Raw genomic sequence first — 22,065 nt, 5'->3', positions numbered from 1 at the left:
ATTATGAGTTTGTTGGCAAAAAAGTGTTTTAATAAGATTTTGTGCTGCTTAGCATTAATGCTTGTCTTTGGGGGATCGGTAAATGCGCAGTATTTTGGGCAGAATAAAATGCGGTACAAAAAGTTGAATTTTAAAGTGTACGACACTCCGCATTTCAATATTTACTATTACCTGCAAAATGATTCCATGATGCGTTGGTTAGCCAAAGAGTCCGAAATCTGGTATGATATGCATCAACAGGTTTTTCAAGATACTTTTTCGCGCAAAAATCCAATTATTATCTACAATAACCATCCTGAATTTCAACAAACAACTGCCATTTCAGGCGAAATATCCGTTGGGACCGGAGGTGTAACTGAAGCGTTTAAACAGCGTGTCGTTATGCCTATTATGCAGATTAATCAACAAACCCGACACGTGTTAGGCCACGAGATGGTTCACGCTTTCCAATATCGTGTGATCATGGAAGGAGGGGATTCTACGCGTCTGGAAAATATCGGAAATATTCCATTATGGATGATTGAGGGAATGGCGGAATATTTTTCTATCGGTAAGAAAGATGCTTTTACTTCTATGTGGATGCGTGATGCTTATTTACACAAAGATATTCCTTCATTAAAACAAATGACGGAGCAGTCTTACAATTATTTTCCTTATCGTTATGGGCAGGCTTTTTGGTCATTTATCGGTTCCACTTATGGGGATACAGTTATCATGCCGCTGTTCATCGAAACAGCCAAATATGGGTATGAATTTGCGATGCGCAGAGTGTTTGGTTATGACGCGCAAACCATGTCTACTTTATGGAAAAATAGTATGGAGCAAGCGTATCGTAATTTAGGAAAGGATACGACTACGCGTCCCATAGGTATTAATCTAATCAATCAAACAAATGCGGGAGAAATGAACCTTTCGCCTACCATCTCACCAGATGGAAAATATCTCGTTTACTTATCCGAACAAGATTTATTTAGTATAGATTTATTTCTCGCTGATGCCAAAACAGGCAAGCGAATACGAAAGCTGGGAAGTAAGTTGACAAATAAGGATATTGACGAATTTAGTTTCTTAGAATCCGCGGGTTCTTTTTCTCCAGATTCTAAAAAATTTGCTTTTTCTGTGTTTTCGCAAGGTAAGAACAAGCTGATGATTGTGGATGTCGAAAGTGGTAATCCTATCTTGACAGAAGCTATGGGTAATATTGTAGAATTTGCGAATATAGCATGGTCCCCAGATGGTGAAACAGTGGCATTTTCAGGATTAGAGGAAGGAAGATCGGATTTATATACCTATAATATAAAAACTAAAAAACTTACGCAATTAACTGACGACCATTATTCGGATTATCAACCAAACTATTCGCGTGACGGAAAATATATAGTATTCAGTACCGATCGTGTGGCATTAGAAAGCAATAGCCGTTCGGTAAGTATTCCAATGAACTTGGCGCTGTATGAAATTGCTACAGGAAAAATCACAAATATTGATGTATTCCCAGGAGCTAACAATTTAAATCCACAATTTTCAGGTGATGGAACATCGATCTTTTTCTTATCCAATAGTGACGGATTCCGTAACCTATATCGTTATCATTTAAATTCAGGTACGGTAGAACGTTTGACCGATTACTTCACGGGTATATCAGGTATTACAGAATATTCTCCTGCTATATCCGTTTCGGCAAATGATGAAATAGTGTACTCCTTCTTTAAAAAGAAAAAGTATAACATTTATAAAGCAAATGTTTCTGAATTCGAACCTGTACAAGTTTCAGCACAGGAAATAGATATGACTGCAGCTATTTTGCCACCAAATGTAGATCGTGGAGTGAATGTTGTAAATCGTAACTTAAGTAATTTCAATGTTTTTGAACGTATCAACGATGCGCAGATTAGCAATATAGCTTATACACCAAAATTCAAGTTAGATTATCTAGCTAATTCTGGTGTTGGAATGTCTGTTGGATCGCGCTATGGTGCTGGTATCAATTCAGGCGTGCAAGGTCAATTTTCAGATATTCTTGGATATAATCAAATCTTCGCTGCTTTGAATATTAATGGTGAAATTTATGATTTTGGAGGTCAGGTTGCTTATATTAATCAGCGTAGTCGTTGGAATTGGGGAGGTGCATTATCCCATATTCCTTATATGACCGGTTTTTCACAATATGGTTACGAAGAATTTTATCAAGGACAGCCAGAGCTAGCGGTGAGCACTTATATTATACGGACTTTTCAAACACAGGCTGAAGCTTTTGTAGCCTATCCATTTAATCGTCATCATCGTTTTGAAGTGGGAGCTGCAATTTCTAGATATGGTTACCGTGTGGATAAATGGAGACAAAGTTATTGGTACGGCTATGGTGATAGACAAAAAATTACAAATGAAGAAGCTTCTCAATTGTTAGGTGGTAATTTTAAACCTTTCGTTATCCAACAAGTAAATTCTGGTTTTGTAGGAGATAATGCTGTATTTGGAATTACTGCACCCTTGCAGGGTTTTAGATACCGTTTAGGTGCAGAACAATATTTCGGTGATTATAACTTTACAGCACTTAATGTGGATCTTCGAAAATATAATCGTTATAAGCCGGTGACAATTGCTGCTCGTTTGTATTCATATATGCGTGTAGGAAAAGATGAAAGTGCATTATATCCATTATATATTGGTTATCCATATTTGATTCGTGGATATGAAAGTGGTAATGTAGATGTGACGGGTAATATAGGATTCTCCGAACTTTCTGGTTCAAGAATGGCAATTGGTAATTTTGAAGTGCGTATACCTTTTACAGGTCCTGAAAAATTAGCTCTAGTCAAATCAGGATTATTATTCTCTGACTTGAATTTCTTTGTTGATGGTGGTTTGGCGTGGTATGGTGGCAATACCATTAAAATGAATCGTACAGATGCGGATTTAGTTCAAGCCGTAGATAAAGATGGTCAGCCAGTAGTTGATGGAAACAATCAACCTGTAATGATCTATAACCAAAATGTGCGTGTTCCAGTATTTAGTGCAGGGGTTTCGCTACGTGTTAATTTGTTTGGCGCTATGATATTAGAACCTTATTATGCAATTCCATTCCAAAAAACGAAATCAAAAATTGGAACATTTGGATTAAACTTCACGCCTGGCTGGTAGTCTATATACCATACATTGCGATATATGTTAAGGTTGTAAAAAGCTGTTGTTTATGTCTAGGCATAAGCAGCAGCTTTCTTCATTATAGAGGTGTCCATGTTGTGGATTCCTAACCAATTCGGATTGTATTTACGAATTAATTTTTCTTTTTGCATACGTGTAAAACTATTCAATTCATTTTTTCTGCGTTCTGCCGCTTCAAAACTATCAAACTCTTCCGTGTGTACTATCCGTGAAAATTTTGGTCCACGCAACATAAAAGAGGTAGCCGAATTTTGTAATTCAAATAATTTTAGGGTAATGTCTTGACAATAACCAGCCTCAACATAAACTCTGTTTGCGTCTGTAGTGATATATACGATGTGCTTTTGCATAGTTTTTACTAAAATATTTGGGTTTACAAAATATGTTTACTAATTTTATTGGCACAATATTACTAATAATTTTAGTATTAACAAATAATTTTGAAAAAAATATAATGTCAAATATTGCTTCCAATTTGAAGTTTCTGCGTAAGAAACATAACTTAACACAGCAGCAATTTGCTGATTTAATGGGGATTAAACGTGCTTCTGTAGGTGCGTATGAAGAAGATCGTGCTGAGCCTAAATATGAATTGCTAAAAAAAATAGCAGAACATTATGGGTTAAGTATGGATGAATTAGCAAATGATGTGATCGATGAGAAGTGGAAACCTGTTGCAAAAAGTAATTCTTCTAATCTTCGAGTGCTTTCGGTTACGGTAGATAAGGAGGATAAAGAAAATATCGAACTAGTACCCGTAAAAGCTAGTGCTGGATATTTGAACGGTTATGGAGATCCAGAGTATGTAAAAGAATTACCGAGATTTTCGTTGCCAATGTTTAATCAAGGAACTTATCGTGCATTTGAGATTAAAGGTGATTCAATGTTGCCACTTCCAAGCGGTTCGATTGTGATAGGCGAATACGTAGATGATTGGCATGATATCAAAGCTGGTCAGACATACGTGGTAATTTCTAAAGATGATGGAGTGGTGTACAAACGTATAGCTTTCAAATATAAAGACGACAAAGGATTAAAATTGGTGTCAGATAATAAAGTTTATGAGCCCTATTGGGTGCAACCTGAGGATATCTTAGAAGTATGGAAAGCAAAAGCCTATATCTCTACGGAATTCCCTGAGCCTAGCGCAGAGCCAACTATTGAATCGTTAACTACGATGATGGCTCAAATGCAAAAAACTATAAATTCTGTAGTAGAAACGAAAAAATAGTATGACAAAATTTCTTGCTTATATAATTATTGTGTATATTTGCATTATCTGAAAGGAAGGGGGCATGGAATGCCCCCTTTTTTAATTCAATTTTGAAAATTATGCAGATTGAAAAACGAGTTAGAGAATTAGTAGAAGAAAAAATCGCCGATCGTCCCGACCTTTTTATCGTTAATATTACTATGCTTAAAAATGGAATTTTATCCATTTTATTAGATGGTGATCAAGGGATTTCGATTGATGACTGTGTGGGTGTAAGTAGACATGTGGGATTTCATCTAGAAGAAGAAAATGTAATCGAACATGCGTACCGTTTGGAAGTTTCTTCTCCGGGAATAGATTCTCCTTTGACACTTTTACGTCAGTATACCAAAAACATTGGTAGAGACGTTCGTGTTAAACTAGCAAATGGTGACAAAAAAGAAGGTAAACTTCTTGCTGCTACAGAAAGCGAAGTTACTATTGAAGAAAAAGTAAAAGAAAAAGGTAAAAAGGCTGAATTAAAAGAAGCTTCAATACCAGTAGATCAAATAAAGGAAACAAGAGTGTTAATTTCATTTAAATAAAATGAGCAGTACCAATATTAATTTGATTGACTCTTTTCAGGAGTTTAAAGAGTTCAAAAATATTGACCGTCCAACGGTAATCACAGTACTTGAAGAAGTATTTCGTAGTATGATTCGTAAACGTTTCGGTACAGACGAAAATGTTGACGTAATCGTGAATCCAGATAACGGTGACTTAGAAATCTGGAGAACTCGCGTTGTCATGGAAGATGGCTTCTCAGAAGATGACGATTTAGAAATCGAATTGGCTGAAGCACATCAATATGATCCAGACCTAGAAGTAGGTGATGAGTACATCGAGCAGATTACCCTAGAAAGCTTTGGACGTCGTGCTATTTTGGCTGCTCGTCAAACTTTAGTATCTAAAATTTTAGAACTAGAGAAAGATGAAGTTTTCAAAAAATATAAAGATCGCGAAGGTGAATTGGTAATCGGAGAAGTTTACCAAATTTGGAAAAAAGAGATTTTAGTTTTAGACGAAGATGGCAATGAATTGTTATTACCTAAAACAGAGCAAATCCCTGCGGATTATTTCAAAAAAGGTGATAGCATTCGCGCGGTAGTACACAAGGTAGATATGATGAATAGTAATCCTAAAATCATTATCTCACGTACTGCACCAGAATTCTTGCAACGTTTATTTGAATTAGAAGTTCCTGAGATCTTTGACGGTTTGATTACGATTAAGAAAATCGTTCGTGAACCAGGAGAACGTGCTAAAGTTGCTGTAGAATCGTACGATGATCGTATTGATCCAGTAGGAGCATGTGTGGGTATGAAAGGTTCTCGTATTCACGGTATCGTTCGTGAATTGCGTAATGAAAACATTGACGTGATCAATTTTACAACAAATGCTTCATTATATATCACACGTGCATTGAGTCCAGCACGTATTTCATCCATCAAAATTGATGATGAAAATAAAACTGCAGCGGTGTATTTGAAACCTGATCAAGTGTCATTAGCTATTGGTCGTGGTGGTCACAACATCAAATTGGCAGGTAAATTGACAGGTTATGAAATCGACGTATATCGCGAAAATGACGAAGTAGAGGAGGATGTGGATATCGAAGAATTCGCAGACGAAATCGACAGCTGGATCATTGACGAATTAAAACGTGTTGGTTTGGATAGTGCGAAATCCGTGTTAGCGTTGTCACAAGAAGAGTTGGTACGTCGTACAGATTTAGAAGAAGATACAATTCAAGAAATCGTGCGCATCTTAGCATCTGAATTTGAATAAAATTCAGATGCTAAAATATCTTACATATAAAATGTAAATATTTGTTAAATGCGTGCGAAAAAATCATATTTTTGTAAAGAACAGAATTTTTAGAGGTTAATATTAGATGACAGAAGGTAAAAGCATAAACTTACTTAAAGCAGCAAAAGAGCTTAATATTGGTATTGGTACTGCAGTAGATTTTTTAAAGGATAAAGGTTTCGATGTCGAAGCTAAGCCTACGACAAAATTATCTGCAGATATGTACGATGTTCTTTTGCGTAAATTTCAAGGGGATAAAATCGCAAAAGATGAAGCTAAACAAATTGTAATTGGCAAGATTCGTCGTGAAGAAGCTCCTTCATCAGGAAGTTCTGCTCCTTCTCCAGAGTCATCTTCTTCTAAAAATGAAGATATTGAGAATGAAATTTTAATTAAGAATCCTTTAGTAACTCCGCCTGCAGCAAAAGAAGAACCTGCAAAACAAGAGAAAGAGGAATCAAATACAGGTTCTTTAAAAGTAGTTGGTAAAATTGATTTAGATAGTTTAAATAAACCAAAACCTAAAAAGGTAGAGGAACAGCCTGTCGAACGAAAGCCAGTACAACAGGCTCCAGTAACTCCGGTAGTCGAGAAAAAGGAAGAACCTAAACCAGAACCTATTAAAGAAGAGGTGAAAGAAGAACCAAAAGTAGAGGTTAAGCCTGTACAAGTAGAAAAAGTAGAGGCTGCTCCAGTTAAAGAGGAAGCTAAACCTGTACAAGTAGTTGCTCCTAAAATCGACCCTAAACCAGTAGAGAAACAAGAGCAAAAACCAGTAGCTCCAAAAGCAAAAGAAGAGCCGGTTGATGATGTTATCCGCGCACGTTCGGAAAAATTAGAAGGACCTAAGGTAATTGGTAAGATTGAATTACCAACTTTCAAACCGAAAGAAAAGCCTGTAGCTTCATCTTCTAATTCGAATCAAGATAATAAACGTAAGCGTAAGCGTACGAATAAACCAGGCACTCCTGTGTCTCCAAATGACCAAAACAATCAACAAGGTGGTGGTCAACATGGTCAAAATCGACAAGGTGGTGGTCAGCACGGTCAAAACCAAAATAGACCAGCAGGTCAACACGGTCAAGGCCAAAACAGACCTGGAGGAAATAACAATAATCGTCCAGGAGGTAATAACAACACTGGAGGAAGAGGTAGATTTGATCATAAAGGTAAAGGCGGAAGAAATGAAGCTCCTAAAGAAGAATTATCAGAAAAAGAAATTCAAGATCAAATCAAAGCAACACTTGCTCGCTTAAGTGGTGCTGGTAAATCAGGTAAGTTTGCTCAACGTGCGAAATTACGTCGTCAAAAACGTGATGATATAGCACATTCAGCAGAAGAGGCAGCATTGGAACAAGAATTGCAAGCTAAAATCTTGCGTGTAACTGAATTCGTTACAGCAAATGAGTTAGCAAACTTGATGGATGTTCCTGTAACTCAAATTATTGCTACGTGTATGAGTTTAGGTATGTTCGTGTCTATCAACCAACGTTTAGACGCGGAGACTTTAACTATCGTAGCGGATGAGTTTGGTTACCAAGTTGAATTTATCAAACCTGAAGATGAGGAAGTTGCTGAATTAGAAGAAGCTGACAACGAAGCGAACTTAGTTCCTCGTGCACCTATCGTAACAGTAATGGGACACGTCGATCACGGTAAAACTTCATTATTGGATTATATCCGTAAAGCTAACGTAACTAAAGGTGAAGCAGGTGGTATTACCCAACACATCGGTGCGTATGCCGTGAAATTGGATGATGGTCGTAAGATTACATTCTTAGATACTCCAGGTCACGAAGCCTTCACTGCGATGCGTGCTCGTGGTGCTAAAGTAACGGATATCGTTATTATTGTTATCGCTGCCGATGATGCCGTGATGCCTCAAACTAGAGAAGCTATTAATCACGCACAAGCAGCAGGATCTCCAATTGTATTCGCTTTTACTAAAGTGGATAAACCAGGAGCGAATGCGGATAGAATCCGTGAGCAATTATCAGCAATGAACATTTTAGTGGAAGATTGGGGTGGTAAATACCAAGCACAAGAGATTTCTGCTAAAACAGGTGAGAACGTTGATTTATTATTAGAAAAAGTATTATTAGAAGCTGAATTGTTAGAATTGAAAGCCGATCCTAAAAAACGTGCTGTAGGTTCTGTAATTGAATCAGCTTTAGATAAAGGTCGTGGTATTGTAACTACGGTATTAGTACAAGGTGGTACATTGCGAGTAGGAGATGCGATCTTAGCAGGTTCACACTCAGGTAAAGTAAAAGCTTTAACAAATGAACGTGGTGAACGGGTGAAAGAAGCTGGACCTTCGACACCAGTTCAGATCTTAGGTATGTCAGGTGCACCAACAGCAGGTGATAAATTGTACGTCCTAGAGAGTGAATCTGAAGCTCGTCAAGTAGCAAATAAACGTTTACAATTACAACGTGAACAAGGTATGCGTGCTACTAAACACATTACATTGGATGAAATCGGTCGTCGTTTGGCTATCGGTAACTTCAAAGAATTGAATGTAATCGTGAAAGGTGACGTGGATGGTTCTATCGAAGCGTTATCAGACTCCTTGTTGAAATTGTCAACAGACGAAATTCAGGTAAATATTATTCACAAATCAGTGGGTGCTATTTCTGAATCAGACGTTTTGTTAGCTTCAGCATCTGATGCGATTATCATCGGTTTCCAAGTGAGACCTACGCAAAATGCACGTAAATTAGCTGAAACAGAGCAAATAGATGTACGTCTATACTCTATCATCTATGATGCTATCGATGAACTTAAATCGGCAATGGAAGGTATGTTGGCGCCTAAGTTCGAAGAGAAAATCGTTGCAGAGGTTGAGATTCGTGAGACTTTCAAAATCTCTAAAGTGGGTACGATCGCAGGTTGTATGGTTACAAGTGGTAAGATCTCTCGTAGCAATGATATTAGAATTATTCGTGATGGCGTAGTAATCCATACTGGTAAATTAGCTTCGTTAAAACGTTTCAAAGATGATGTGAAGGAAGTATCATTCGGTTACGAATGTGGATTGAACATCGACAAGTTTAATGACATCCAAGTAGGTGATATCGTAGAAGCTTACGAACAAGTAGAAGTTAAACGTAAGTTATAATCTTACACATAATATTATTGTAAAATCCTGACCTCCAAAGTCAGGATTTTTTATTTGTCCTGCTTTTTATTTTTATCTTTAAGTCTATGTATGAATTCAAGGTTTCCGAAATAATAAAGCGTCCGAATGATATTATATCCATTCGTTTTGAAGATATATCAGGAAAATTTCCAACATATAAAGCAGGTCAATTTCTAACCTTACATTTTCAATTTGGGGAACGTGAAGTAAGACGTTCTTATTCGTTTAGTAGCTCACCATCGGTAAATGAGCCTCTTGAGATTACAGTAAAACGTGTAGAAAATGGCGAAATTTCTCGATTACTACATCATAGGTTGAATATTGGAGATAGGATTAATGTTCTTGAACCGCAAGGATTATTTACTTATGACCCTGAAATAGATTCAGAAAGAACTGTATTCCTTTTTGCGGCTGGAGTGGGAATTACCCCCTTATATTCAATTCTCAAAACAGCTTTATTAAAAGAGAAAAACACACAAATTGTCTTAATATATAGCAATAGTTCCAAAGAGAAAACCGCTTTCTATGAAGAATTATTAGCTTGGCAACAACGTTATCCGACAAGGCTGCATATTGAATTTATTTGGTCAAACTCTAAAAATCTTGCTAAAGCTCGTTTGAATAGGGAATATCTGATTTCATTGGTCAATCATTATTTAGAGGAGAGTTCTAGCGAAGCCTTATTCTATACCTGTGGTCCATTGTTTTATATGGATTTAGTACGGTTTACCCTTTTAGGGATGGGATTTCCTGATGAGAATGTGCGAAAAGAAACATTTCATTTTCCTGAAGAGGAAGAGGATGATGATGAATATGAAGAGGAGGAAGTGGACACCAACGAATATAATGTCATCTTGCGATTCAATGGACAGGAGCATCATTTATTGGTTCCTGGCAATGATACTGTATTAAATGTTGGACTATCGCAAAAAATCAAGCTTCCATATTCTTGCAAATCAGGTATGTGTAGTACCTGTATTTCTCAAGTAGTGAAAGGCGCAGTGAAAATGGATTATAATGAAGTATTGACAGACAGCGAAGTGGAAAGAGGAAAATGTCTTATCTGTGTATCTCACCCAACAGAGGATGGGACAATAATTGAAGTAATGTAAAACGAATTTAAATCTATTTTGATGAAAAAATATCTATTGCTTTTCATTTTTGCATTTGCAGTGTATTTTGGATATGGGCAAGTGTATAAAATTACCTATCATGTCACGCGCAACAATCAAGTTTTAAATAATAGTGATCCGGTTATTGTTTTTGCCGATCAAAACAAAACCATCATTACAAAGCAAAGTATTCTGGACAATACATTCAAGCAAACTGCCGAAGAAAGTATTGTAGATCATCGATCCAAAATTATTTATAAAAAATCTACATTTCAGAATAAAAGGAATATCTTTTCGGCAGATTCGGCCTCCTATAATCGCTACAGATTCATTGACAAGGATGAACAAAAAACTATTTTAGCAAAAAAGGTCAAAAAATCGACTACTTCCGTTAATTCTAATACGATTGATATTTACTATACAAATGAATTGCCTTTAAAAGCCGCTCCTAATGAAGTTGGTTTGGCAAAAGGAGTGGTTTTGGAATATGTGCGGAATGTAAATAGTGGATTAGTTGCCACCAAAATTGAAAAAATTAATGATTTTCCTGCGGGATATTCCATTCCAAAAGAAGAAAATGTCCTAGATATATTAACGTATCGTGATGAAGTTTGGAAAAGCAAATTTATCCAGATTCCTATTTTCAATAATGAGAAAATATGTTTTGACCCTGATAATGTTAAATCAGATTCTATATTACGATTTGCTGCTGGAACAGTCCTACTAAAAAAAGTTAAAGTGCCAGCTTTATTGGAGGATAGTCAGGCTTTTATAGAATTGATTGAAAAATCAAATGGTGATGCATACGATAGAACAGGATCCGTTTTTTTAATTACAGACGATCAACCGTTAACTTTTTTAGACGGGATGAATAAAGGGATGTCAACTTTACCTAAGTATGATGTTGGCGATGGGAAAGATTATTTGGGCATGGTTCGAACAAATGGTTATTCACCCATATTTGAATTAATGCGATTTTTCACACCATTTGGAGTCTCACATTTCAATGATAGATTGACTTTAAAAGGCAAAACTTGGCAAGATTCTGTGACTTATAGACAAGATGTTTCTGAGTTTTTAAGTGTAATGTCTGGAAAGGAAATTTACATTGGAACGTATATAGGTAATTATGACAAAGGTGGACATATGGTGAATTTGGAATTGACTATCCATCCAGGAAATTCAAACTACGCACACAAGACAGAAGCCCTTTCCTTATTTAATACAACTAATGTAATGGAGATGGGAGGCCAAACTTATCCGACTTTATTTGGTTCAGAAAAAGGATTGGAAGTGGAATTTGAACTTAAAGAAGATATTTCAAAGGCAAGATTACGTTATATTACTACTGGACATGGCGGCTGGTGGAATGGTGACGAATTTGTGCCGAAATTAAATTCTATTTATTTAGACGGAGAGTTGAAATTTCAATTTACACCATGGCGCGTGGATTGTGGTAGTTATCGGCTGTATAATCCTGTATCTGGAAATTTTGATAGCGGTTTGTCCTCTTCCGATTTAAGTCGTTCAAACTGGTGTCCCGGAACTATTACTTATCCAAATTATATTGATTTAGGAAATTTAAAAGCTGGGAAGCATAAAATTCGGGTTCATATTCCACAGGGGCCTGCGGAAGGAGATAGTCAAAGTTTTTGGAACGTAAGTGGAGCTTTATTGTTTGAGAAATAAATTATGATCAGATTTAGAAATAACTTAATTACCATTTTCACTATCATTATTCTTATTCTAGGTACAGTGGGCTCTACTGAACTATATGGTCAAAATCCTCAAAGATTAGGAAAAGTGACAAGTGCTGCGATTACAGAAATTTCTGGAATTGTACCTTACGGTTATGAAGAAGGATATTTTTGGGTTCATAATGATAGCGGTGATGGCCCAAATATTTATCTGATAGATTCTAAAGCATCACTTAAAGTAAGAGTAGAGATAGAGGGTGTTAAAGCTCTAGATATTGAAGATATTGGCAGATTTCAATTGAATGATAAAAAATATCTTTTGCTTGCAGATATGGGAAATAATTTGAGAGATAGGGAAATTCTATCCTTGTATATCATTGAAGAACCAAAAGTAAATTTCAATGTATCTTCAATCAAAGTTCCCTTAGTTAAAGAATTAAAATTCCGATACATCGACAAGAGAAGAGATGCAGAAGCTTTATTTGTGGATCCGTTAGATCTTCAGGTTTATATTTTATCGAAAAGAGATTTTGAATCTACAGTTTTTAGCTTTCCTATAGATTTGAAAAGTGATCAGGTTAATGTTGTAAAACCTTTGCAAACATTGCCATTTACATTTACTACAGCAGCTGATATTTCTTCTGATGGGAAGTATATTTTAGCCAAAAATTTGACGCATATTTATTTTTGGGAAAGAAAAAATAAAGAGTCAATAATTGAAACATTCCAAAGCGAACCAAAAATAATTCCATACCAGATCGAACCACAAGGTGAGGCTATTTGTTTTGATCTAAAAAAACGTTTTTTCTATACAATTTCTGAGCGTCCTTTTGGATTGGATTCCTATCTTTACAGATACGATTTTTAAAACTATGAAAAACCTATATTCATTACTATTACTATTTATTTTTATTAGCTCAAATCAGGCTTTTGCTTCGCGAGTAGATACTGTTGAAGTGTTTTCTGCAAGCATGAATAAAAAAATTAAAACGGTGGTAATTCGCCCAGATGATCAAAAATCAAAAGTCATACCCACTCTTTATTTGCTTCATGGGTACGGTGGAAATTATTCGAATTGGGTAGAAAAGGTCCCGTATATCAAAGCTTTGGTGGATCGCTACAATTATATGGTAGTTTGTCCTGATGGTGGACATGGAAGCTGGTATTGGGATACTACGCCAGATTTTCAATATGAGACTTTTGTGAGTAATGAATTAGTGGAGTATATAGAATCAAATTACAATGTATGTAAACATCGTACAGGCAGAGCCATTACAGGATTAAGTATGGGCGGTCATGGCGCTTTATATTTGGCTATTCGTCATCAAGATGTTTATGGAGCTGTTGGTAGTACAGCTGGAGGCGTTGACATTCGCCCGTTTCCAAATAATTGGGATATGAGCAAACGTCTTGGTGAATATGCAGCCAACAAAGAAAAATGGAGCGAGCATACGGTAATGGAGCAATTGCATCTAATCAAACCTAATAGCCTGAAAATATTTATAGACTGTGGCTATGACGACTTTTTCTTTGGAGTAAATGAAGAATTGCATAAAAAATTGTCTTATCTTAACATTCAACATTCCTATTTAAACATGCCAGGGAAACACGACTGGAATTATTGGGCGCAATCTATTGCATTCCAGATGGCATTTTTTGATCAGTTTTTTAGAAATTAGGAGATTTATTCGTAAAATATGTTTCGACAGTACGCTTTATTAGTTGTTGCTTTATTGTTTCATGCTAGTCTTTTTGCACAAACTAAAGTCAATATCAGTGGATATGTAAAAGATGGTTCTTCAGGAGAGGTTTTGATAGGTGCTACGGTGCAATCTAAGGAAACCAATCGGACTGTAAGGACAAATAGTTATGGATTTTTCTCATTAGAATTAGATGCAGGTGAATCTACCGTACTTATTTCTTATGTAGGCTATCAGCCAATCGAAGAACAAATAAACACAACTACACAGAAAAGATTCAATTTTGAACTATCGCCAATTGGAAGAGAGATAGAAGAAGTTGTAATTTCGGGTAAAAAGCAAAATAAAAATGTGACTAGTCCCCAAATGGGCGCAATAAATTTTACGATTGAAGAGATTAAGAATGTACCTGTGCTTTTTGGTGAGCGTGATATTCTGAAAACTATTCAAATGCTACCTGGTGTAGGCAAGGGAGGGGAAGGTTCATCTAATTTCTTTGTGCGTGGTGGTGGTGGTGATCAGAATTTGATTTTGTTGGATGAGGCGACAGTCTACAACGCTTCTCACTTGCTTGGATTCTTTTCGACTTTTAATTCGGATGCTATCAAAGATGTAGAACTTTTCAAAGGAGGCATTCCCGCGCAATATGGTGGAAGAATTTCTTCTGTTATGGATATCCATATGATTGATGGCAATAACAAGAAATTTGCTGGTGAAGGCGGTATTGGGCTGATAGCTTCTAGGTTGAAATTGGAAGGTCCTTTGCAAAAAGATAAAAGCTCTTTTATGATTAGTGGTCGTAGAACATATGCTGATTTGTTTCTTAAGGCTTCGAATGATAAAACAGTTAATGACAGTAAGTTATATTTCTATGATTTGAATGCTAAGTTAAACTATAGATTTAACGATAAAAACACATTATATGCTTCTGGCTACTTCGGAAAAGACGACTTAGGGTATGGAGATCTATTTAGTTTTGATTGGGGAAATGCCACAGCTACTGTCCGTTGGAATCATATTTTCAGTGAAAAGTTATTTAGCAATACATCTTTAATTTATAGCGATTTTACTTACAATGTAAATGTGAGCAATGAAAATAGTGATTTTGTAATTGCGTCCAAAATTGAAAATATTAGCCTTAAACAAGATTTCTCCTATTACGCAAATAATAAAAGTACATGGAGATTTGGTTTAAATGCATTAAAACAAAAAATATCACCAGCTAGTCTCAATGCGCAAGAAAATTCTGCCGTTAACTCTATTAATATTGAAAAACGTTATGGGGTCGAATTAGCGGCTTATCTTTCTCATGAATGGAATCCTACTTATTGGTTATCGGTATTGTATGGAATACGCGCTACAGATTTTATGGTGCAAGGTCCTGGGACATTTTATACTTTTGATGCCGATGGTGAAGCAATTTCTATTGAGAAATTTAGTGGTTCTAAAGTCATCAAACATCATTTAAATTTAGAGCCGCGTCTGTCGGCGTCCTTTATTTTAGATGATAAACAAAGTATCAAGACTTCGTATAACCGTATCGTACAAAACTTGCATCAATTGACAAATACGACTTCATCTTTACCAACTGATCAATATGTATTAAGCAGTAAAAATATAAAGCCCCAATTTGCAGATCAAGTGGCAGCAGGTTATTTCAGAAATTTTGCTAACAATACCTATGAGTTTTCTGTAGAAAGTTTCTACAAACACATGGGAAATCAGATAGATTTCAGGAATGGAGCAGATTTGCAAGCAAATGAATACTTAGAAGGCGAACTTTTATTCGGTAAAGGTAGAGCGTATGGTTTGGAGCTTTATGTACGTAAAACCAAAGGCAGAATGAGTGGATGGGTGAGCTATACTTTGGGAAAAAGTGAAAGACAATTTGATCAAATCAACAATGGCGAATGGTTTAATGCCAGACAAGACCGGACACATGATATTTCGGTCGTAGGATTATACAAATTGACCGATAAATGGAACTTAGGGGCTAATTTTGTGTATTATACAGGAAATGCTATCACTTTTCCAAGTGGCAAATACACCGTAGATGGTCGCACTTTATTTTATTATACCGAACGAAATGGTTATCGTATGCCAGACTACCATAGGTTAGACTTGTCCGCCACATATGAACCTTTGAAAGAAAATAAACGCTTTAAGTCGAGCTGGTCTTTTGGTTTGTATAACGTGTATAACCGCAAAAATGCTTATATCATAGATTTTAGAGAAAATGAAAATAATGCCAATATTACAGAAGCTTACAAAATCGCTTTATTTGGTATTATTCCGTCGGTAACTTGGAACTTTAAATTTTAAAAAATGAGATTTCTCTATATATATTCCCTTTTAACACTCTTTGTACTTAGTTCGTGTGAGGAATTGATTCAAGTGAATTTGAATGAAGCTAATCCAAAATATGTAATAGAAGGGGATCTCAATGATCTTTCTTCTGAACAATTCATTAGAGTAAGTCAAACTGTAGCTTTTGATGCGCCAGTGCGTAGTAAGCCGATCGATAACGCTACCGTAACTGTTAGTGATGATAAAGGAAAAGTGTATACTTTTAACTCTGTAGGAAATGGTTTGTATAAATCATCATTTCAGCCTAAAGCAAAAACTAGGTATAATCTAAAGGTTTCGGTTGAGGGTGAGGTTTTTGAATCGTCATCTTATATGAATTCGTACGTAGATGTAGACTCTTTAGGAATAATGGAAGATGTAATCTTCTCTGACACAGTTTATTCGGTTACATTAAAGTTTGAAGATCCAAGAAATACACCTAATTATTACAAGTACAACATTTCTGTAAACGGTAAGGATTTTGAATTTAGTCGTGTTTTTAGTGATAAATTCAATGACGGTTTGTATGTTACACACCAAGTTTCGGATAGCAAAAGTGAGATTCTCTTGGGTGACACGGTAGTTGTCGAAAGACAAATAATCGATAAACCTGTTTTCAATTATTGGAATGAAGTGCTTTCTATTAATCCTGGAAGTGCTGCTCCAGCAAATCCTACATCCAATATAACAAATGGCGCCTTAGGATATTTCAGCGTCAGCAGTGCAAAGCGATATGGATTTAGAATTAAGTTTAAAGAAGAGGGAAACTAAAGGATATCGAACGTATAGCCCCTTTCCAAAAAATATTCAATAGATTTAGGTAAGGCGTATTGCACGCGAGGAATGGCTTTAATATTGTCGTGAAAAACAATAATAGAGCCATTTTTACTATAATTTATAATGTTTCTAAAACATTGTTCAGGCGTAATGCTTTGATCAAAATCTCCAGACAAGACATCCCAATAGATAAATTCAAAATCTTTGGACAATAAGTTCAATTGAGACTTCTTAGCACGTGCATAAGGAGGACGAAATAAATTGGATTGCGTGAGCTGATGACATTTGTATACATTGTCTACATATTCATCATCACTGTGTTTCCAGCCTTTCAGGTGGTTGTAGGTATGATTACCAATTCGATGTCCTTCATCGAGCAATCTTTGGAAGATTTCAGGATGCTTCGTAATATTTTCCCCAACACAAAAAAATGTCGCTTTAATTTGATATTGGGCTAATGTGTCTAAAATCCACGGTGTGATTTCGGGAATAGGACCATCATCAAAAGTGAGAAAAAGCTTTTTGTATGCCCTTGATTTGTTCCAAGTTACTTGCGGATAATACCATCTTAGGAAAAAAGGTGCGTTGACAAAATACATTTTTAAATCACATTAATATTTTGCAAATTTAAGGTAATCATTCTAAAATAGGGCAATCAATTGAAGCTTTAGCAAAATCAACTCTAACTTTAATGGCTAAGTTTTTCAAATATTTCCAATTTACCACAGTAGAACGTAATGGTTTTATATTGTTAAGCTTGCTCGTTCTTTTCGTAAATGTGACATTATTTCTTTTCCGATCTTTTAAATCCGAGGAGCCAATTGAACATCGACTTTATACGTTAGAGGAGAATAACACAAAAATTGAAAACGATAAGGAATCTGAATTTGATTTTTCAAAACCAGATTATTCCAGAAGATCTGCTGCAAGTAGAACTATTCATTATTTCAAATTCAATCCAAATACAATTGGTCCAGAAGAATGGGAGCGCTTAGGACTTTCTGCTAAGCAAATAAAAGTAATTCAGAATTATATATCAAAAGGAGGAAAGTTTTACAAGAAAGAGGATTTGAAAAAAATCTATTCTATTTATGAAAAAGATTATGATAGATTGTATCCGTATATCGTCATTGAGGGTAAAGCTAATGAGTATCCCAAATTTCCTGAAAGGACCATTCCGAAAACTGATAAAATCGCAAATGATAAAGTATTGGTGGTAGAACTGAATTCAACAGATACTACACAATTAAAAAGGTTAAAAGGTATTGGAATAGTTTTGTCTGCGCGTATTATAAAATTTCGCGATGCTTTGGGTGGATTTCACCAGTTAGAACAATTAAAAGAAGTGTATGGCTTGAATGAAGAAACATTTGATTTAATAAAAGGTAATCTTAAATTGTCCAACGCCCAAGTCAGAAAACTCGATGTCAATAATTTAAACGCGGAGGAATTGGCAAAACATCCTTACATATCTAAAAAACAGGCTCAAGTAATAGTAAATTTTAGAAATGAACACGGTCCATTCAGAGATTTTGACAATTTAACACAAAACAAAGCCTTGGATAAAGATTTTTTGCGTAAAATTGAGCCATATTTAGAGTTTAAATAAATGTTAGAACAGAAGTTAAAAGAGGTAATTCGCGACGTACCAGATTTTCCTCAGCCTGGAATCATCTTCAAAGATATTACACCCATTCTTAAAGACGCTCATTTGTGTACAGAAATAGTAGAGGCTTTCGCTGAACAAGTCAAGGATTTAAAAATTGATGTTGTTGCAGGTATAGAAAGTAGAGGTTTTCTATTTGGGCTAATGCTTGCCAACAAATTAAACATTCCTTTTGTTCCGATTCGTAAACAAGGTAAGTTGCCTGCAAAAACGATTTCAGAATCGTATAAATTAGAGTATGGTCAAGCTACTATTGAAATTCACGATGATGCATTTGCAGAGGGAACCCATGTTTTGATTCATGATGATTTATTAGCTACTGGTGGAACTGTTGTAGCCGCTTCAAAATTGATTGAGAAATTAGGGGGGAAAGTTGCTGGATTTTCGTTTGTAATCAATTTAGAATTCTTGAAGGGAGAGGGAAGATTACATCGATTTAGCGAGAATGTAATATCTTTGGTAAAATATTAAAATAAGAAAGGCAATTGTATTTAAAACCATTGCCTTTCTTATTGCATTAAAGATTCCTTAGAAATTCAATTTCGCCGCTTGTGCTATTTTCTTAGGGATATCTGTATTATCCATTTTGGAATTAAATATTTCAGCGCCTACTCCAATCGCAAATACTGGTACGTATGCTGCCGTATGATTTGTAGAAGACCAACCTAAGCTTGCAATTTTATTTAATGCTTTTACGCTAAGTGATGCAATTTTATCATCATTGGCATATAAGCTTTTAGAAGTTTCATTTTCATGATTGATAAAACTTTTTTCATAAGCTTCTTTAATCTCCTTTTCATCTGAACTTGGAACCTTAAGTTTTGTCCATAATCCCGTATTTTCTGCTATTAAATTTTTAACATCTTCCCATGTTGCATTAGAGTTTGTCTCACGTAGTTTTCCAATTAAAGTTGATAGTGTACCTTGTGAAACTTTTTGGTATCCTAATGCTATGGTATTTAGAGTAGATGAACCATTTCCTAAAGAGAGCCCACCTGTTTCATGATCTGCAGTAACAACAATCAGCGTTTCTTTGGGGTGTTTTAAATAAAATTCATAGGCTGCTTTGATAGTTTTATGAAAATCCAATACCTCTTTCAAAGTGGTAGCGCCATCATTAGAATGCGCGGACCAGTCGATTTTACCACCTTCCACCATTAAGAAAAAGCCTTTGTCATTTTTATAGCTTAATTTCTTAATTGCACCACGTGTTATATCTTCTAAAGACATATCGTCTTCTTTTTGATCAATAGCAAATTTTAACGCGTCCTTGGCTTCAGACTCTTTATTCAACCAAACAATATTTTTCCCTTCATAGATATCTTTTGATAAAGCATCTTTACCTCGTACAATTTTATACCCTTGTTTTTCAAGTTGAGTATGAATATCAGTGACTTCATTTTTATCATGAGTTGTGGTTGGTTTTAAGAAACCTGCTCCAGCAAATAGGTCAAACCCAGACTTTGGTATTTCTGAGGCGATTTCATAATAATTGTTTCTGCTGGGCTGATGGGCATAAAAAGCAGCTGGCGTAGCATGATCCACACTAACACTTGTTGTAATTCCAACTTTAAGCCCTTTTTCTTTTGCCGCAAATGCAATACTTTTATAAGGCGTCATGCCAAGACTGTCCGTACCAATATTTCCATTTCTAGTCTTTCTTCCCACTGCCAAAGCAGTACCACCTGCGCCAGAGTCTGTCACGCCATGAGTAAGGGAGTTAGAGGATGCAAATCCCACATGAGGAAATTGTGTAAGAACTAAAGGTTGGTAGCCTATGCGACCTTGAGTTTCAGCTGTATAAATTTCAGCCAAATTCACATGATTAAGGCCCATTCCATCACCTATAAGATAAAAAATGTACTTAGGCTGAGCAAAACCAGATGCAATAACAAATAAAAAGAGAAAGATAGAGGCAAATGTAGATTTGTAGTTCATAACTAAATAATTGAATTGTATAAACCAAATATAAGCGATGTAATATTAATAAGAAGTTAAGTAACAGAAATATTAAAAACAAACAAATGCTCAGTTAACTTGTTGTTTACTCTGTTAACTATTTAAATCGAAATGGAAAGTAATTTATTGAGTAATGTTAAGTCATACTTCACATCTGAAGTAATTAACAAACTAAGTGCAAACTTAGGTGAATCGCCGGAAAAAGTCGAAAAGGGTGTTGAATTGACCGTTCCCTCTTTACTTTTAGGATTACAAGGTAAAGGAGGAGATGGATTAACTAGTATTTTAACATCAGCTAAACATCTGTTTAGTTCTTTCGATGTTAATAATTTATTTGGAAACTATTTTGGAACACCTTCTGGTACGGATAACTCTAAGTTTGAAACACAAAATCTTTTGTCCTCTATATTTGGAGATCGATTGACTACGGTTGTAGAATCCATAGCATCTTATATTGGATTGCGAAGTGAGTCTGTAAGCGGTTTATTAGGAGCCAGCCTCCCTGCGGTTATCTCGGGATTAACACATAAAGGGTCGGACTGGAATGCTAGTTCTATAGGCAGTCTTCTTAATGCAAATAAATCCGCATTTGCAGCTGCATTACCTACAGGATTAGGATTAGGTGCATTTGGATCTTTATTTGCGCAAGCAGATAAACCTACGGAGATTCCAAAAGAAACAGATAAGTCAGACGAAACAGTTCTTGCAGAACCAATACCTAGGGAACCGGTGAATCTTCCTCCTCGCCAACCCGATGTGGTGCATACACCCGAACGAATTGAAGAAGAGAAAAAAGGCGCAGGATATTGGTGGCTATTAATTCCCATAATTATAATTGCATTGTGGTTGCTTTTTGGAAAAAGCTGTGATGGTGATACACGAGAGACTATTTTAAGAGATTCTATCGATAATGTGGATACTACTTCAGCTATTAATGAGCCTCTTGCTCAGGAAGGTCGTACGTATGTAGATGTTAAACTTCCTGATGGAGCTTCGTTGAAAGCATATCCAGCTGGAATAGAAGAGAATTTAATTGCTTTCCTACAGTCAGGCTATAAGTCGTTGTCAGAGGATGAGCTAAAAGAAAAATGGTTTGATTTTGATAATTTAAATTTTGAAACTGGAACCGCGAATGTTCTACCAGAAAGCCAACAACAATTAGAAAATCTTGCGGCTATTTTACGTTTATTTCCTGACGCAAAAATAAAAATAGGAGGCTATACGGATAAGACTGGTGATGAAGAGGTCAATGAAAGAATCTCCGAAGAAAGAGCGGAAGCCGTAAAAACGTTTTTGGAAAGTAAAGGTTTGGGTAGTCAAGTAGATGATGCTGAAGGTTACGGTTCGGAATTTGCATCTGTCCCAGCTAGTGCATCAGATGCCGAAAGAGCTAAAGATAGAAGAGTAGCGGTAAGCGTTCGAAAATAAAATAGTATAATT

General features: G+C 35.8%; 17 protein-coding genes. 14 read left to right on the top strand and 3 right to left on the bottom strand.

Annotated elements, in window-relative coordinates; translation table 11 throughout:
• The first annotated feature begins 3 nt into the window (after positions 1-3).
• Positions 4-3,141 (top strand): DPP IV N-terminal domain-containing protein, encoded by a 3,138-nt coding sequence (locus H8B04_RS02465; RefSeq protein ID WP_165289596.1) that lies wholly within the window; start codon positions 4-6, stop codon positions 3,139-3,141.
• A 56-nt stretch (positions 3,142-3,197) separates the two neighbouring features.
• Here H8B04_RS02465 and H8B04_RS02460 read toward each other — a convergent pair whose 3' ends face one another.
• Entirely contained in the window at positions 3,198-3,515 is a 318-nt protein-coding gene (locus H8B04_RS02460; protein WP_165289598.1) for a GIY-YIG nuclease family protein, read from the bottom strand.
• A gap of 104 nt (positions 3,516-3,619) precedes the next feature.
• Here H8B04_RS02460 and H8B04_RS02455 point away from each other — a divergent pair, with 104 nt between their 5' ends.
• From H8B04_RS02455 to H8B04_RS02410, 10 genes are all read left to right on the top strand, one after another.
• On the top strand, positions 3,620-4,396 hold the full coding sequence (locus H8B04_RS02455) for an XRE family transcriptional regulator (RefSeq protein ID WP_165289600.1): 777 nt from the start codon (positions 3,620-3,622) through the stop codon (positions 4,394-4,396).
• Between the two features lie 101 nt (positions 4,397-4,497).
• Entirely contained in the window at positions 4,498-4,962 is a 465-nt protein-coding gene (gene rimP, locus H8B04_RS02450; RefSeq protein ID WP_165289601.1) for a ribosome assembly cofactor RimP, read from the top strand.
• 1 nt (position 4,963) lies between these two features.
• Positions 4,964-6,205, top strand: coding sequence for a transcription termination factor NusA (gene nusA, locus H8B04_RS02445; protein WP_165289603.1), 1,242 nt, complete (start codon positions 4,964-4,966; stop codon positions 6,203-6,205).
• A gap of 106 nt (positions 6,206-6,311) precedes the next feature.
• Positions 6,312-9,347: a translation initiation factor IF-2 gene (gene infB, locus H8B04_RS02440; protein WP_165289605.1), complete on the top strand. Its 3,036-nt coding sequence runs from the start codon at positions 6,312-6,314 to the stop codon at positions 9,345-9,347.
• Between the two features lie 86 nt (positions 9,348-9,433).
• Positions 9,434-10,480: a flavin reductase family protein gene (locus H8B04_RS02435; protein ID WP_190301334.1), complete on the top strand. Its 1,047-nt coding sequence runs from the start codon at positions 9,434-9,436 to the stop codon at positions 10,478-10,480.
• A gap of 21 nt (positions 10,481-10,501) precedes the next feature.
• The gene (locus H8B04_RS02430) at positions 10,502-12,169 is read left to right on the top strand and encodes a PNGase F N-terminal domain-containing protein (protein WP_190301333.1); all 1,668 of its coding nucleotides are present in this window, start codon (positions 10,502-10,504) and stop codon (positions 12,167-12,169) included.
• Positions 12,170-12,172: 3 nt separating this feature from the next.
• A complete protein-coding gene (locus tag H8B04_RS02425) occupies positions 12,173-13,045 on the top strand; it encodes a hypothetical protein (RefSeq protein ID WP_190301332.1) in 873 nt (290 codons plus the stop codon).
• Positions 13,046-13,049: 4 nt separating this feature from the next.
• Positions 13,050-13,856 carry an alpha/beta hydrolase gene (locus tag H8B04_RS02420; RefSeq protein WP_165289613.1) on the top strand — a complete coding sequence of 269 codons (807 nt, stop codon included), beginning with the start codon at positions 13,050-13,052 and terminating at the stop codon, positions 13,854-13,856.
• Between the two features lie 18 nt (positions 13,857-13,874).
• On the top strand, positions 13,875-16,199 hold the full coding sequence (locus H8B04_RS02415) for a TonB-dependent receptor (protein WP_190301331.1): 2,325 nt from the start codon (positions 13,875-13,877) through the stop codon (positions 16,197-16,199).
• A 3-nt stretch (positions 16,200-16,202) separates the two neighbouring features.
• Positions 16,203-16,994: a DUF4249 family protein gene (locus H8B04_RS02410; RefSeq protein ID WP_165289616.1), complete on the top strand. Its 792-nt coding sequence runs from the start codon at positions 16,203-16,205 to the stop codon at positions 16,992-16,994.
• On the opposite strand, the gene H8B04_RS02405 is transcribed toward H8B04_RS02410, so the two are convergent.
• On the bottom strand, positions 16,991-17,599 hold the full coding sequence (locus H8B04_RS02405; protein ID WP_190301330.1) for a polysaccharide deacetylase family protein: 609 nt from the start codon (positions 17,597-17,599) through the stop codon (positions 16,991-16,993). The genes H8B04_RS02410 and H8B04_RS02405 overlap by 4 nt on opposite strands.
• A gap of 92 nt (positions 17,600-17,691) precedes the next feature.
• On the opposite strand from H8B04_RS02405, the gene H8B04_RS02400 reads away from it, so the two are divergent.
• Entirely contained in the window at positions 17,692-18,609 is a 918-nt protein-coding gene (locus tag H8B04_RS02400) for a ComEA family DNA-binding protein (RefSeq protein ID WP_190301329.1), read from the top strand.
• The gene (locus tag H8B04_RS02395) at positions 18,610-19,137 is read left to right on the top strand and encodes an adenine phosphoribosyltransferase (protein WP_165289619.1); all 528 of its coding nucleotides are present in this window, start codon (positions 18,610-18,612) and stop codon (positions 19,135-19,137) included.
• Between the two features lie 57 nt (positions 19,138-19,194).
• Here H8B04_RS02395 and H8B04_RS02390 read toward each other — a convergent pair whose 3' ends face one another.
• Positions 19,195-20,604 (bottom strand): alkaline phosphatase, encoded by a 1,410-nt coding sequence (locus H8B04_RS02390; RefSeq protein ID WP_190301328.1) that lies wholly within the window; start codon positions 20,602-20,604, stop codon positions 19,195-19,197.
• A 132-nt stretch (positions 20,605-20,736) separates the two neighbouring features.
• Between H8B04_RS02390 and H8B04_RS02385 the strand changes: the two genes are divergently transcribed.
• Positions 20,737-22,053 carry an OmpA family protein gene (locus H8B04_RS02385; protein ID WP_190301327.1) on the top strand — a complete coding sequence of 439 codons (1,317 nt, stop codon included), beginning with the start codon at positions 20,737-20,739 and terminating at the stop codon, positions 22,051-22,053.
• Positions 22,054-22,065 lie beyond the last annotated feature (12 nt).

The sequence above is a fragment of the Sphingobacterium litopenaei genome, from assembly GCF_014692495.1.
Lineage (GTDB): Bacteria > Bacteroidota > Bacteroidia > Sphingobacteriales > Sphingobacteriaceae > Sphingobacterium > Sphingobacterium litopenaei.
Note: the sequence above shows the minus strand (reverse complement) of the source record. Positions and strands in the feature narration are given on the sequence as shown.

What these genes read in the sequence shown, in the direction of transcription:
- H8B04_RS02465 (WP_165289596.1), top strand. Translation starts at nt 4, where the DNA reads ATGAGTTTGTTGGCAAAAAAGTGTTTTAATAAGATTTTGTGCTGCTTA.
- H8B04_RS02460 (WP_165289598.1), bottom strand. Translation starts at nt 3,515, where the DNA reads ATGCAAAAGCACATCGTATATATCACTACAGACGCAAACAGAGTTTAT.
- H8B04_RS02455 (WP_165289600.1), top strand. Translation starts at nt 3,620, where the DNA reads ATGTCAAATATTGCTTCCAATTTGAAGTTTCTGCGTAAGAAACATAAC.
- rimP (WP_165289601.1), top strand. Translation starts at nt 4,498, where the DNA reads ATGCAGATTGAAAAACGAGTTAGAGAATTAGTAGAAGAAAAAATCGCC.
- nusA (WP_165289603.1), top strand. Translation starts at nt 4,964, where the DNA reads ATGAGCAGTACCAATATTAATTTGATTGACTCTTTTCAGGAGTTTAAA.
- infB (WP_165289605.1), top strand. Translation starts at nt 6,312, where the DNA reads ATGACAGAAGGTAAAAGCATAAACTTACTTAAAGCAGCAAAAGAGCTT.
- H8B04_RS02435 (WP_190301334.1), top strand. Translation starts at nt 9,434, where the DNA reads ATGTATGAATTCAAGGTTTCCGAAATAATAAAGCGTCCGAATGATATT.
- H8B04_RS02430 (WP_190301333.1), top strand. Translation starts at nt 10,502, where the DNA reads ATGAAAAAATATCTATTGCTTTTCATTTTTGCATTTGCAGTGTATTTT.
- H8B04_RS02425 (WP_190301332.1), top strand. Translation starts at nt 12,173, where the DNA reads ATGATCAGATTTAGAAATAACTTAATTACCATTTTCACTATCATTATT.
- H8B04_RS02420 (WP_165289613.1), top strand. Translation starts at nt 13,050, where the DNA reads ATGAAAAACCTATATTCATTACTATTACTATTTATTTTTATTAGCTCA.
- H8B04_RS02415 (WP_190301331.1), top strand. Translation starts at nt 13,875, where the DNA reads ATGTTTCGACAGTACGCTTTATTAGTTGTTGCTTTATTGTTTCATGCT.
- H8B04_RS02410 (WP_165289616.1), top strand. Translation starts at nt 16,203, where the DNA reads ATGAGATTTCTCTATATATATTCCCTTTTAACACTCTTTGTACTTAGT.
- H8B04_RS02405 (WP_190301330.1), bottom strand. Translation starts at nt 17,599, where the DNA reads ATGTATTTTGTCAACGCACCTTTTTTCCTAAGATGGTATTATCCGCAA.
- H8B04_RS02400 (WP_190301329.1), top strand. Translation starts at nt 17,692, where the DNA reads ATGGCTAAGTTTTTCAAATATTTCCAATTTACCACAGTAGAACGTAAT.
- H8B04_RS02395 (WP_165289619.1), top strand. Translation starts at nt 18,610, where the DNA reads ATGTTAGAACAGAAGTTAAAAGAGGTAATTCGCGACGTACCAGATTTT.
- H8B04_RS02390 (WP_190301328.1), bottom strand. Translation starts at nt 20,604, where the DNA reads ATGAACTACAAATCTACATTTGCCTCTATCTTTCTCTTTTTATTTGTT.
- H8B04_RS02385 (WP_190301327.1), top strand. Translation starts at nt 20,737, where the DNA reads ATGGAAAGTAATTTATTGAGTAATGTTAAGTCATACTTCACATCTGAA.